Genomic DNA, 11,886 nt, shown 5'->3' with positions numbered 1-11,886 from the left:
ATTATTGACTGGCGTCGAGCACCACCCGATAGCGCGCTTTACCGTCGCGCAGATGCTGGATGGCATCGTTCACCTTGCTCATCGGGAAGTGCTCGACCTGCGGCAATATCTGATGGCGCGCGCAGAACTCGAGCATGCTGCGCATAATGGCCGGCGAACCAACCGGAGAGCCTGAAATACTGCGTTGCCGTGGGATCAGGTTGAACACATGCACCGGGATCGCGCTTGGCACAATCCCGACAAAGTGCAGCTTGCCTTTACCGCCCAGGGTGCCGATCAGCGCGTTCCAGTCTAGATCGGCGCTGGCGGTTATCAGCAGGAAATCCAGCGTGCCCGCCACTTTCTTCATGGCCGCGCTGTCGGTTGAGGCGACCACATTGTGTGCGCCAAGACGTTTGGCTTCCTCCTGCTTATTCAGCGATGAAGTGAAGGCCGTGACCTCGCAACCCCATGCATTCAAAAAGCGCAACGCCAGGTGGCCCAAGCCGCCAATGCCCACAACACCGACGCGGTCTGTTGGCTTGACGTTGAGCTCAAGCAACGGGGCAAACACTGTCGAGCCACCGCAAAACAGGGGGCCGGCCAGGCTGGGGTCGAGGCTGTCGGGAATCGGCAGGGTCCATGCCCAATGGGCGCGCATGCGATTGGCAAAGCCACCGTGGCTGCCGACAATGGTGGGTTTGATCATGTTGCACAGTTGGTGCGAGCCTTCCATGCATGAGTTGCAATGCATGCAGCTACCTTTCAGCCAGCCGATGCCAACCCGCTGCCCTATCTTCAGGCCTTGTGCTTGTTCGCCCAGGCGCACCACGGTGCCGACCACTTCATGGCCAGGGATGAAGGGGTAGCGCGCGTTTTTCCATTCGTTGTCGATCATCGACTGATCTGAATGACAAATACCGCAGTATTCAATGGCGACTTCGACTTCCTCGGTGCCGAGCGGTCCTGGGTCATACTCAAACTGTTCAAGGGGCGCGCCTGCCTGGGTTGCAGCCCAGCCAGTGAAGGTAGAAACGACAGACTCGGGTGTGCTCATGTGCGGACTCCTGGAAACGAGTAATCAGGTGACAAGCAGCATAGACCCTTGTTCGAAATGCAGAATCAAGATAATCAGCGGTGATGCTCGGGTAAACTGCGGGTTTAGCTATGTCTTTGGGAACTCTTTGATGCCGCGTCCACCACGTCCAGCTACGCCACGACGGTCTGCAGCTGCCAAGTCGGCGCCACGTCGTCAGGCCAAGGCTCCGCCGGCCGAGCCACGCTTGCTGGCCCTGAACAAACCTTTTGATGTGCTGACCCAGTTCAATGACGAGCAAGGCCGCGCCACGCTCAAGGACTTTGTCGATGTGCCCGGTGTGTACCCGGCCGGCAGGCTGGATCGTGACAGCGAAGGTTTGTTGCTGCTGACCAATGACGGGCGCTTGCAGGCGCGAATCGCCGACCCTAAGCACAAGTTGGCGAAAACCTATTGGGTGCAGGTTGAAGGGGAGCCAACTAACGAACAGCTACAGCGCTTGCGTGAAGGTGTCGAGCTTAATGATGGCATGACCTTGCCCGCCGAAGCCCGTCAGTTGGGTGAGCCGGATCTGTGGCCGCGCAACCCGCCAGTGCGCTTTCGCAAAAGCATCCCGACCACATGGCTGGAGCTGGTGATACGCGAGGGACGTAACCGCCAGGTCAGGCGGATGACCGCCGCAGTGGGCTTGCCGACGTTGCGCCTGGTACGGGTGCGTATTGGCCCCTGGAGCCTTGGCGAGTTGCAGCCGGGGCAGTGGCAGGACCTGGAGCCACGCCTTTAGGTATTGCCCGAAGCGGCAGTCTTGGGTCAGTGGCCTTCGATTTCGAGTCCGGCAATGACAAAGGTCTTGATCACAAAGCCCAGCACGCCCAGGCCCAGGGCAAGAAACAGGATCATGCTGCCAAAGCGGCCTGCTTTGGACTTTTTGGCGAGGTCCCAGACAATAAATGCCATGAACAGGATCAGGGCGCTGACCAGCACTGTTGTCATTAGATCTTCGAAAACTTCGGTGTCCATCGTGGCCTCAATTACCGGGTAAATAGCCTTGGCCAGGCGTCTGTCGACACTGGCGCAGGCTGGCGATTATACGTCAGCACGGTAATTTGTCAGGCCCCATTGGCTCACTGAACGCAGCATGACGCCTAACTGCGCAAGTGCTCCAGTGGTAACTGGGTGCTCGACAGGATCTGCTGCAAGACGAAGCTCGAACGTACGCTGGACACCCCTTCGATCCGGGTCAGGGTGCCTAGCAACAGCTTTTGATAATGATCCATATCAGGCACCACCACTTTCAATTGGTAGTCGGCGTCCATACCAGTGACCAGGCTGCACTCAAGTACTTCCGGGCAATTGCGTATGGCTTCCTGAAAGTGCTCGAAGCGTTCCGGTGTATGCCGGTCCATGCCTATCAGCACATAGGCGGTCAGGCTCAGTCCAAGTTTTTTACTGTCGAGCAGGGCCACTTGCCTGGCGATATAGCCGTCGTCTTCCAGCTGCTTGACCCGGCGCGAGCAGGGGGAGGGCGACAGGCCAATGCGTTCGGCCAGCTCTTGGTTGGACAGGCGAGCGTCGCGTTGCAATTCTGCCAAGATACTCAGGTCGTAACGATCTAGTTTGTTCATGCTGGCCACAGTTTGTGTTTTGGTTGCGTTGAATAATGCATTATTAGTTAAAAATTGCGCAACCAATACTTATTTGAGCAATGTTAGCAATCATTTACTCGCCGCATCACCGTACTATTTACCTCAGTTTCAAGGCCCGGACGACATGTCCACGCCGCCTCACTCAATCAGGTGAGCGGCCTCCGCCGATCCAACAGGGTCGTCACGGCACCCGGGTCCGCACTGTCCAACCAGACGGGCGATAAGGGCGGCGACACAATTGCCAGCACAGGACAGCATTCCCGAAGGGAGGCCCAAGGCCTCCCTTTTTTATGGGTTGGGATAAGCCTCAAATCAAGCCTGCCAAACGCAGTAGCCACCATAGCGTGATGACGATCTGCACCAGGAAACCAGCAAAACGCAACCAGACGAACAAGGCTGAAGTGCTGATCAGGTGCATGCAGCTTTGAAATATCCGTGCCGCCAACAGAGATCCAGCCAGCGGATCGGTGATACTGGTTTGGCTGACGACCATTGCGTAGAGCAGCACCGCTGCCATTATCGGAACATTCTCCACGCAGTTGGCATGGGCGCGAACCAGGCGCTGGCCAAATGCGCCCGGCATATTGCTGCCATCCGGGGAGAAGCCATTGACCGCCAGTTTGCCGCTGAGCACCAGCAAGCCGCGCTGGTTGAGCATCAGCATCAGTAGAAACAGTGTCCAGCCAAGCAATCCGAGCAGCGCAACAGCGCTAGGCGAAAGGGTCATAAGTGAGTCCTTGAGAGTGAATGATACTGTTTTTATAAGACCGCCTGAGCAGCTTAGGATAATTAGAGTTTTTGCTCTATATGGCTAGGACTGTTTTAACGCGAGAAACCTGACGAGTGCAGCGGCTTTTTAGTCGCCGGGCCTATTTACCGACTCTTTACTCAGCATTGACCCTGATTTGACCGGACTTTAGTCATTCTGTAACTCAGACAGACCAATGAGGTGGCAGCGATGATTAAGCGCTTTAAGTGGGTCGAAATTGGCGTACTGGTCCTGCTGGGCCTTTCACCTTTGGTGCAGGCATCGCCCAAGCATGAACAACACCGCGATAGGCATCCAGAGGTTCGAGTGGTGAAGGTTGAACGAATATCACCGAGGATTTCGCACCAGCCTGTCAGGTATGAGCGGGTTCGCTTCAACCAGGGCGATTTTTACATGAGGGATGGTCGTTGGTACAAACCAACTGCAGGCCGCTATGTACGGGTGGCGCCGCCTTATGGTTTCACGGTCCGGCAGCTACCACGTGGCGCACATCAGGTTTGGGTGCGCGGGGTTAAATATCACCGGGTTGCGGATAGCTATTATCGCTGGCAGGGCAAGCGAGGCTATTATCAGGTCGTGCGTTTGCCGCGCTGGTAATTGCAACTCAGTGATGATCATGGCTGCGCGACGGCTGGCGGGGCCGGCAGTACTTCCGGCGGGTCGGCATGCACCAGCACCTCGGCTTGTGGGTATTCTGCACGGATTGCATCCTCGACTTGCTCGCACAACGCATGGGCTTTAGACAAGCTCAGGTCGCCGGGCAGCTCGAGGTGCAGTTGCACAAACCAGCGGGTGCCGGAAATTCGTGTGCGCAGGTCATGCGCGCCGAGCACACCCGGCACGGCGCAGACTAAATTGTGCATGTGCTCGCTGACGTCGGGCGAGAGCTCTTTATCCATCAGCACAGCGCCAGCCTCGCGAGCAATGCTGATTGCACTCCAGAGAATGTAGAAGGCAATGCCTATGGCGAAGATGGCATCAATTTGCAGCCAGCCAAAACTGGCCAGAAACAACGCCAGTAGAATGCTGCTGTTGAGCAGTAAGTCCGAACGGTAGTGCAATGAATCCGCACGAATCGCGGTTGAGCCCGTGACTTTCACGACATGACGTTGAAACATCAGCAGTGCGACGGTAACCGCCAAGGACAGGAGCATTACCGCAATACCCAGGCTTTCGCTGGTAAGGGGTTGTGGGTTTATCAAGCGCTCCACACCTTGCACGCCAACCAAGACGGCACTGGCGCCGATAAACAGCGCCTGGCCTAGACCCGCGAGTGCTTCGGCCTTGCCATGCCCGTAGCGGTGATCATCGTCGGCTGGGCGCAATGAGTAATGCACCGCGATAAGGTTCAGCAGCGAAGCCGCGCCATCAAGCAATGAGTCAGTCAGGCCTGCAAGCAGGCTGACCGAGCCGCTCAGCCACCAGGCAACCGCCTTGGCCAGTGCGAGCGCCAAGGCCACCACCAATGCGGCAGAAGACGCCTGGCGCATCAGTCGAGCATGCTGCGGCAGTACAGTCATAAGTCGTCCGTAAACCTGTAGCTGGCGATGGGGCAAGGCTCATTATGGGCTTTGGTGCAAGGTCTGTCACAGCACCGAAGCTTGATTATGCCGCCGGACGCAGGCCGTACGCAGCCAATTGTTGCAGGTCGCCACGGTGTTCAATCACCCGCGGATCGTCCAGCGGCAGGTTTTTACCGGTTTGCTGCATGATCAACGCCTTGAGCTTGGCGCGATCGACCTGGCCCTGGCTGTCGACCAGGTTTTTCAGTGCCTGTGGGTCAACCTGGGCGGTTTTGCCACCTGGCAGGTAGATAGCACCTGTGGCGAAATCGACGCCCAGGGCGATCAGGCCCGGCAGCACGTAGAACAGAATGCCGATGGCGTCTAGCGCGACAATAACAGGGTCGACTTTGCCTTCGATTTGACCGCGACGATCAGGATAAAACAAGGTGCCGCAAGCGCTCAATTGCGTGAGTAAGCTGGCGCTGAGTACACAGCCAATAATGCGGGTAGAGGTGCGCATTCAAGTTCTCCTTGGGGGTTGGCGCGCAACTATAGCAAGGCGTTAGCCGTATTGCTGCGGGTTTGAATACTGTCATCAATAATGACTGTGCAAGGCTCAATCAGTTCGCCGGTATAATCGACATTCGTACTGGAGAACTCATGAATTCGCTGCCAATCGACCACCTGTTACCCGCACTTTGCGATGCCCTGGGCGCGCGCGATGAAGCAGTGCTTGAGGCGCCGCCGGGTGCAGGTAAAACCACGCGGGTGCCGCTGGCGCTGCTCGACCAGCCATGGCTTGCCGGACAGCAGATCATCATGCTCGAACCCCGTAGGTTGGCCGCGCGTGCAGCGGCCGAGCGACTGGCCAGTGAGCTGGGCGAAAAGGTTGGCCAAACCGTCGGCTATCGAATTCGCCTGGACAGCAAGGTCGGGCCTGAAACCCGCATTGAAGTGGTCACCGAAGGTATTCTCGTGCGCCGCTTGCAGGAAGATCCGGCGCTGGAGGGCGTAGGGCTGGTCATATTCGATGAGTTCCATGAACGCAGTCTCGACGCGGATCTGGCGCTGGCGTTGACCCTCAATGGCCGGGCCATGTTTCGTGCGGCGGACTCCGGCGAGCCGCCATTAAAAGTGCTGTTGATGTCGGCTACCCTTGAAGGCACGCGACTGGCACAGTTGCTGGACGATGCGCCCGTGCTGACCAGCGAGGGGCGGATGTTTCCGGTGGATATTCTCTGGAGCAAACCCCAGCCATCGGGCCAATATATCGAGCCTCGCGTTATCGCAGCCTGTTTGGAGGCGTTGGACGAGCAACAGGGCAGCATCCTGGTTTTCCTGCCGGGCCAGGCTGAGATTCGACGTGTCCATCAAGGGCTGCATGAAAGCCTCGGCGATCGCCAGGATGTCCTGCTTTGCCCGCTGCATGGTGAGCTTGATCTCAATGCCCAGCGCGCGGCGATCAATCCCGCTCCGACCGAAAAGCGCAAAATTGTGCTGGCAACCAATATTGCGGAAACCAGCATTACCATCGACGGTGTGCGCGTGGTGATTGATGCGGGGCTGGAACGGGTGCCACGTTTCGATCCACGCAGCGGCATGACCCGACTCGACACGCAGCGCATTTCCAAGGCCAGCGCGACCCAGCGCTCAGGGCGGGCGGGGCGGCTTGAGCCCGGTGTCTGTTATCGTCTCTGGTCGCAAGCCCAGCATGAGCAACTGGCGAATTTTTCCGCGCCCGAAATGCTCCAGGCCGACCTGGCCGGGCTTGCGCTGCAACTGGCGCGCTGGGGCGTCGAGCTGGACGAACTGGCCTGGCTCGACTTGCCTCCCGCAGCGGCCTATGCCCAGGCGCGAGACTTGTTGCGACGCCTCAGTGCGCTCGATGAGCGTGGCGTGCTCAGCGCCCATGGCCAGGCGATGGCTGAGTTGCCGACTCACCCGCGCATTGCTCATTTGCTGTTGCGCGGGCAGGCGCTTGGCCTGGGCAATCTTGCCTGCGATATCGCCGCATTGCTCGGCGAGAAGGACATCCTTCGGGGCGCGGGTGCCGACCTGCATGACCGAATTGTAGCCATGACCGGTAACCCGGCCAGTCGAGGCCCGGTGCAGCGCGCTCGCCAACTGGCCCGCCAGTTCCGCAGCTATCTGAGAGGGCCGGTATTGTCACCAGTGGCAGACCCCGACCACCCCCGTTGGCTCGCCGCGCTTCTGGCCTTTGCCTATCCTGATCGCGTGGCCCGTCAACGGCGCGAGGGCAGTGCCGAGTACCGGCTGGCCAACGGTCGCGCCGCGCAGTTTAGCGAGCCGGATGGGTTGATGAAGCAGCCATGGTTGGTTATCGCCGATCTTGGCAGCCGCCAGGGCCAGCGCGAGGAGCGGATCTATCTGGCTGCTGCACTTGATCCTTCCCTGTTCGATACCGTTCTTGCCGAGCAGGTGGTGCAGCGCGATGAACTGGAGTGGGACGAGCGAGAGGGCGTGCTCAAGGCCGAAAGGCAGCGACGCCTGGGCGAATTGGTGCTCAGTCGTGATGCCTTGCCGGGACTCAATGAAGACGCCCGGATCAAGGCCTTGGCCGGCTTGGTTCGGCGCAAGGGCCTGGAGCTTTTGCCTTGGCGTCCCGAGTTGCGCCAGTGGCAAGCGCGCATCGCGTTTTTGCGCAGGCTGGATATTGCGCAAAGCGGTGCGAGCCAGTGGCCAGATCTGACGGATGCAGCGCTGCTGGATTCTCTTGAGCTGTGGCTGGCGCCTTATCTGGGCAAGGTCAATCGGCTGAGCCATTTCGCCAATCTCGACTTGTCCAACATCCTGCTCGCCCAACTGCCCTGGCCGTTGCCGCAGCAACTGGACGAGTTGGCGCCCAGGACGCTGCAAGTGCCTTCGGGTTCGCGTATCGCCATCGACTATTCGGAGTATCCACCCGTGCTGGCGGTGAGACTGCAGGAACTGTTCGGGTTGGCACAGACGCCGCGAATCGCGGGCGGCAGGCAAGGCCTCTTGTTGCACCTTCTTTCTCCAGCGCGGCGCCCGGTGCAGGTGACACAGGATCTGGCCAGCTTCTGGGCTAATACCTATATCGATGTGAAGAAGGATCTGAAGGGGCGATATCCAAAACACTGGTGGCCGGATGACCCGATGGAAGCGGAGCCAACCGCAAGAGCCAAACCGCGCAAAGGCTGATCAGCTACGACCGGAGGCTGCCTGATTCCGAGGCAACCTCCAGCGCTATGCTCTGCCGTCACTGAGCTGCCAGGCTTGCAGCAGTGCCGCTTGTTCACTCCATCGTCAGAACAATCTTGCCGATATGCTCGCCGCCTTCCATGCGTTTGTGGGCCTGTGCTGCTTCGGTGAAGGGGTAGACCTTGTCGATGATCGGTGTGCAGCGCCCGGCGGCAAGGGCAGGCCATACCTGTTCGCGCAGTTGTTGTGCGATGGCGGCTTTTTCGGCGTCGGTGCGTGGACGCAACAGTGAGCCGGTGACGACTGCACGCTTGCCGAGAATCGCCATCAGGTTGGCATCCTGGGCTTTTGCACCACCGAGGAAGCCGATCATGACCAGGCGGCCGTCCATGGCCAGTGCACTGATATTGTCGTTGAAGTAGGAGCCGCCCATGATGTCGAGGATCACGTCGACGCCCTGGTTGTCGGTCTTGTTCATGATCACCTGTGCGAAGTCCTGTTCGCGGTAGTTGATCGGTTCAGCGCCGAGCTCGCGAATTGCCGCACACTTTTGCTCGCTGCCAGCGGTGGCGAAGGCTTCGATGCCAAACTCGCGGCAGAGCATCAGGGCGGTGGTGCCGATACCGCTGGTGCCGCCGTGAATCAGCACTCGCTGGCCTTTGCTCGCCCCGCCAAGGCCGAATACGTTGGCCCAGACGGTGAAGAAGGTTTCTGGAATCGCTGCGGCCTGGACCCAGTCCAGCCCGTCGGGAATAGGCAGGCTTTGTCCGGCCGGGGCCACACAGTACTGCGCATAGCCGCCGCCGTTGGTCAGTGCGCAGACCTTGTCGCCAAGCTTGAATGCACTGACACCTTCGCCCAGCGCAACCACTTCGCCGGCGATTTCCAGGCCGGGAATCGGGCTCATGCCCGGCTTCATCGGGTATTTTCCCGCGCGCTGGATGACATCGGGGCGGTTGACCCCGGCAGCCTGTACCTTTATCAGAACTTCCCCTGCGCCTGGGCTTGGCACGGCCGTTTGCCAGGGTTGCAAAACCTCTGGCCCACCGGGTTCGGTGATTTCAATAAGGGTCATTTGTGTAGCAAGAGTCATGATTCAGTGCCTCCGCAGCAGGGTTGAATTGTATCTAGTGTGCGACTGGCTAAAGCCATGGCGGGTTCCCAGATAAGTGCGATGACGATTGGAGCACGGCCGATTGCCGAATAATGCGATAGGCTGGCCGGCATGGGTGTTTACCAGAGCAGGGCATGATGACCATTTGGCTCATGGCTTTGCGCTAGTATCCGCGAATTGACTACCCTGCATAAAGGTGACGAATTCACGATTGGTACAACTCTGTCATGAGCATGGCCGGGCTTAACCTGTTGTAGCCGGTATTATCGAGGGCGTTCAATGCACCGCAAGGTATTCGCCAGTAAAGTTTTTGATCGAAAAGTCGTGCTGATTACCGGTGGTTGCGCGGGTATTGGTCGCGCAATAGCCATGCGTGCAGCCCAAGGCGGTGCCCGCCTGGTGATTCTTGACTTGCAGCAGGAGTCGCTCGACAGCCTGGTCCAGCATCTGGAAGATCATCACAATGTCGAGGCCCTGGGCCTGTGTTGCGATGTTGCCGACGCCCAGGCGGTCGAGCATGCCGTGGCGCATGCAGTCGAGCGTTTTGGCGGGATCGATGTGCTGGTCAATAACGCTGGCATTACCCACCGCAGCAATTTCGCCGACACTCAACTTGAAGTGTTTCAGCGGGTCATGGCGGTCAATTATTTCGGTGCCGTGCATTGCACCAAGGCCGCTTTGCCGAGCCTTATTGCCCGTGGCGGGCAGATTATCGTGCTCAGTTCATTGTCGGGCTTTGCGCCGCTACTGTATCGCAGCGCCTACAACGCCAGTAAACATGCACTGCATGGGTTGTTCGAAACCTTGCGCGCCGAACTCAAGGGCTCTGGCGTCAATGTGATGCTGGTTTGCCCCGGCTTTACCGCCACGGACTTGCGCAAGAACGCCCTGGTCGGTGATGGCTCAGTTGCACCCCAACCGCCACTGGCGATTGGCAAGGTTGCCTCTGCCCAGGATGTCGCCGAGGCAATCTACCAGGGGGCATTAAAGCGTAAGCGCCTGTTGGTCTTGTCCAATGTCAACTGGCGGGCCAGATTGCTCGCACGTTTCTTCCCGCGTTTATTCGAGCGGGTGTTATTGCCGCGTTTGTCTGGGTTAAAACCGCAACGTTCGGGATTGCACTAATGCGGGCTGCCTGGCTGCTGTTTTTCATGCTGCTGGGCGCTCCGGTTGCTGCCGAGTCCTTGTCGCTCAAGGTCATGACTGACCTTTGGCCGCCATTTCGAATGCTCGACGACAAGGGCAAGCTATATGGCCTGGACATCGATTTACTGCATGAAATCGAACAGCGCAGCGGCTATCGCCTGGTGGTTCAGCGGGCGCCCTGGGCACGAGGGCTGGCGGCGTTGCAGTCCGGTAGGGCGGATATGATGAGCGGGCTGGCTAAAACTCCGGCACGAGAGCGTTATATCAATTATTTGGAACCCGCCTACTTTGCTTGTGCCCCGCGAATTTACATGACGCCCGAGTTTGCCCCCTTATTGACCGACTACACACAACTTGCCGGTCTGCGTATTGGCTATGTGCTCGACTCAGCTTACTTCGAACCGTTTGACAGCGATAAATCACTCAGCAAGGTCGCTGTTTCCAGTGAGTCTCAACTGTTGGGAATGTTGGCCCGTGGTCGTATCCAGGCCTTTGTCGGCACTGATTGCCAGGTTGACTACGAACTGCGCGATCCGCAGAAGGCCAAGGCCATTGCCAAGGCGGCATACAAACCCGCGAGTCATGTCCGGTTGTACCTGGGGTTCAGTCGACAGGGCGATCATGTGGCGGCGATAAGGCGCGTCACTGAAGTGCTGCAGCAATTGCTCACCGAGGGCTGGATACAACAGCGCGCCGAGCATTATGGGTTAGAAAAAACAGGCCTTGTCGAGTACAGCGCACCTTAGGGAAAATTGGTCTGCTGCGCTGGTTCAGTTCTCGATCGGCGCCTGTTCATGCAGCATAAACATACGGAACAGCACAACACTGGCAAAAAGCTGCAAGAAGTTGTCGGTGCTATTGAGCAAAATGGCAAAAAGGCCATCTGCATCCGCGCCTTGAGTGGTTTGCAGCCAGCCGCTAAGCAGCCACAGCGGAACCATGACAATAAGCACGCAACCGGCAATCTGCCAGAAATAGTTGCGAGTCAGCTCGAAGCTCTCATGCAAGGCCTTGATCGGGCTCAGGCCGCGCAATACCAGCAGGTACTCGGCAAACGCCAGCTTGATCATGAACCATAAGCCCGGAATGATGAACAGCGAGGCTCCGAGAGCAATCACCAGGGTGCTGATGGCGGTGAGCAGGGCAAATGCTGGCCACATGCTCAGGCTGGTGGCGAGCAGGTTGCGGATCTGTGGCGATTCGTTGCGGCTGCGCGCATCGAGAAACAAAATCAACGCGCCGGTATAAAGCGGGTAGAACACCAGCCCGAGCATGATCCCGTAGATCATCTCGTTCTCTGGCCCCGCGATTGAGCTGACCCATTGATGCAAAAGCGATTCGACAAGAATCAGCGGCAGGCACAGCTTGGCGATGCTCAGCAGGTTATTGCTGAAGAAAAACCAGGAATCGCGCAAAATCGCAGTGATATTCATCGTCGTCTTGATCATCTGTGGTGGGTCGCCAAAGGTCGTCACTCTAGCCGATCTGAGTGTGCCAGCCCAAGCCCG

The 11,886-nt window shown here is 58.4% G+C and carries 13 protein-coding genes; 5 read left to right on the top strand and 8 right to left on the bottom strand.

Features of this window, described 5'->3' with window-relative positions; all coding sequences use genetic code 11:
* Position 1 precedes the first annotated feature (1 nt).
* Complete coding sequence (gene ahr, locus CHB79_RS15060; RefSeq protein WP_089360522.1) at positions 2 to 1,036, bottom strand: NADPH-dependent aldehyde reductase Ahr; 1,035 nt, start codon at positions 1,034 to 1,036, stop codon at positions 2 to 4.
* Between the two features lie 130 nt (positions 1,037 to 1,166).
* Between ahr and CHB79_RS15055 the strand changes: the two genes are divergently transcribed.
* Positions 1,167 to 1,799: a pseudouridine synthase gene (locus tag CHB79_RS15055; protein ID WP_089360521.1), complete on the top strand. Its 633-nt coding sequence runs from the start codon at positions 1,167 to 1,169 to the stop codon at positions 1,797 to 1,799.
* 26 nt (positions 1,800 to 1,825) lie between these two features.
* Here the strand turns inward: CHB79_RS15055 and CHB79_RS15050 are convergent, their stop codons facing one another.
* The 3 genes from CHB79_RS15050 to CHB79_RS15040 form a co-directional block, all read right to left on the bottom strand.
* Positions 1,826 to 2,035, bottom strand: coding sequence for a DUF2788 domain-containing protein (locus tag CHB79_RS15050; RefSeq protein WP_010487283.1), 210 nt, complete (start codon positions 2,033 to 2,035; stop codon positions 1,826 to 1,828).
* Between the two features lie 125 nt (positions 2,036 to 2,160).
* Positions 2,161 to 2,640 carry an Lrp/AsnC family transcriptional regulator gene (locus tag CHB79_RS15045; RefSeq protein ID WP_010487285.1) on the bottom strand — a complete coding sequence of 160 codons (480 nt, stop codon included), beginning with the start codon at positions 2,638 to 2,640 and terminating at the stop codon, positions 2,161 to 2,163.
* Between the two features lie 328 nt (positions 2,641 to 2,968).
* On the bottom strand, positions 2,969 to 3,388 hold the full coding sequence (locus tag CHB79_RS15040) for an MAPEG family protein (RefSeq protein ID WP_010487286.1): 420 nt from the start codon (positions 3,386 to 3,388) through the stop codon (positions 2,969 to 2,971).
* A 231-nt stretch (positions 3,389 to 3,619) separates the two neighbouring features.
* Between CHB79_RS15040 and CHB79_RS15035 the strand changes: the two genes are divergently transcribed.
* Positions 3,620 to 4,027 carry a DUF6515 family protein gene (locus CHB79_RS15035; protein ID WP_089360520.1) on the top strand — a complete coding sequence of 136 codons (408 nt, stop codon included), beginning with the start codon at positions 3,620 to 3,622 and terminating at the stop codon, positions 4,025 to 4,027.
* 17 nt (positions 4,028 to 4,044) lie between these two features.
* Here CHB79_RS15035 and CHB79_RS15030 read toward each other — a convergent pair whose 3' ends face one another.
* A complete protein-coding gene (locus tag CHB79_RS15030; protein ID WP_010487290.1) occupies positions 4,045 to 4,950 on the bottom strand; it encodes a cation diffusion facilitator family transporter in 906 nt (301 codons plus the stop codon).
* An 85-nt stretch (positions 4,951 to 5,035) separates the two neighbouring features.
* Entirely contained in the window at positions 5,036 to 5,455 is a 420-nt protein-coding gene (locus CHB79_RS15025; RefSeq protein WP_010487293.1) for a hypothetical protein, read from the bottom strand.
* A 140-nt stretch (positions 5,456 to 5,595) separates the two neighbouring features.
* Here CHB79_RS15025 and hrpB point away from each other — a divergent pair, with 140 nt between their 5' ends.
* Positions 5,596 to 8,118, top strand: a complete 2,523-nt coding sequence (hrpB, locus tag CHB79_RS15020; protein WP_089360519.1) for an ATP-dependent helicase HrpB — start codon at positions 5,596 to 5,598, stop codon at positions 8,116 to 8,118.
* A 94-nt stretch (positions 8,119 to 8,212) separates the two neighbouring features.
* Here the strand turns inward: hrpB and CHB79_RS15015 are convergent, their stop codons facing one another.
* Positions 8,213 to 9,211 (bottom strand): NAD(P)H-quinone oxidoreductase, encoded by a 999-nt coding sequence (locus CHB79_RS15015; protein WP_089360518.1) that lies wholly within the window; start codon positions 9,209 to 9,211, stop codon positions 8,213 to 8,215.
* A gap of 300 nt (positions 9,212 to 9,511) precedes the next feature.
* On the opposite strand from CHB79_RS15015, the gene CHB79_RS15010 reads away from it, so the two are divergent.
* Positions 9,512 to 10,357, top strand: a complete 846-nt coding sequence (locus tag CHB79_RS15010) for an SDR family oxidoreductase (RefSeq protein WP_089360517.1) — start codon at positions 9,512 to 9,514, stop codon at positions 10,355 to 10,357.
* Complete coding sequence (locus CHB79_RS15005; protein ID WP_089360516.1) at positions 10,357 to 11,124, top strand: substrate-binding periplasmic protein; 768 nt, start codon at positions 10,357 to 10,359, stop codon at positions 11,122 to 11,124. Before CHB79_RS15010 ends, CHB79_RS15005 begins: the two co-directional genes overlap by 1 nt.
* Before the next feature lie 24 nt (positions 11,125 to 11,148).
* On the opposite strand, the gene CHB79_RS15000 is transcribed toward CHB79_RS15005, so the two are convergent.
* Positions 11,149 to 11,811, bottom strand: a complete 663-nt coding sequence (locus CHB79_RS15000) for a YciC family protein (protein WP_089360610.1) — start codon at positions 11,809 to 11,811, stop codon at positions 11,149 to 11,151.
* Positions 11,812 to 11,886: the final 75 nt, after the last annotated feature.

Source organism: Pseudomonas segetis, assembly GCF_900188155.1.
Lineage (GTDB): Bacteria > Pseudomonadota > Gammaproteobacteria > Pseudomonadales > Pseudomonadaceae > Aquipseudomonas > Aquipseudomonas segetis.
Note: the sequence above shows the minus strand (reverse complement) of the source record. Positions and strands in the feature narration are given on the sequence as shown.

Coding starts and splice junctions, on each gene's coding strand:
- ahr (WP_089360522.1), bottom strand. CDS start 1,036: ATGAGCACACCCGAGTCTGTCGTTTCTACCTTCACTGGCTGGGCTGCA.
- CHB79_RS15055 (WP_089360521.1), top strand. CDS start 1,167: ATGCCGCGTCCACCACGTCCAGCTACGCCACGACGGTCTGCAGCTGCC.
- CHB79_RS15050 (WP_010487283.1), bottom strand. CDS start 2,035: ATGGACACCGAAGTTTTCGAAGATCTAATGACAACAGTGCTGGTCAGC.
- CHB79_RS15045 (WP_010487285.1), bottom strand. CDS start 2,640: ATGAACAAACTAGATCGTTACGACCTGAGTATCTTGGCAGAATTGCAA.
- CHB79_RS15040 (WP_010487286.1), bottom strand. CDS start 3,388: ATGACCCTTTCGCCTAGCGCTGTTGCGCTGCTCGGATTGCTTGGCTGG.
- CHB79_RS15035 (WP_089360520.1), top strand. CDS start 3,620: ATGATTAAGCGCTTTAAGTGGGTCGAAATTGGCGTACTGGTCCTGCTG.
- CHB79_RS15030 (WP_010487290.1), bottom strand. CDS start 4,950: ATGACTGTACTGCCGCAGCATGCTCGACTGATGCGCCAGGCGTCTTCT.
- CHB79_RS15025 (WP_010487293.1), bottom strand. CDS start 5,455: ATGCGCACCTCTACCCGCATTATTGGCTGTGTACTCAGCGCCAGCTTA.
- hrpB (WP_089360519.1), top strand. CDS start 5,596: ATGAATTCGCTGCCAATCGACCACCTGTTACCCGCACTTTGCGATGCC.
- CHB79_RS15015 (WP_089360518.1), bottom strand. CDS start 9,211: ATGACTCTTGCTACACAAATGACCCTTATTGAAATCACCGAACCCGGT.
- CHB79_RS15010 (WP_089360517.1), top strand. CDS start 9,512: ATGCACCGCAAGGTATTCGCCAGTAAAGTTTTTGATCGAAAAGTCGTG.
- CHB79_RS15005 (WP_089360516.1), top strand. CDS start 10,357: ATGCGGGCTGCCTGGCTGCTGTTTTTCATGCTGCTGGGCGCTCCGGTT.
- CHB79_RS15000 (WP_089360610.1), bottom strand. CDS start 11,811: ATGAATATCACTGCGATTTTGCGCGATTCCTGGTTTTTCTTCAGCAAT.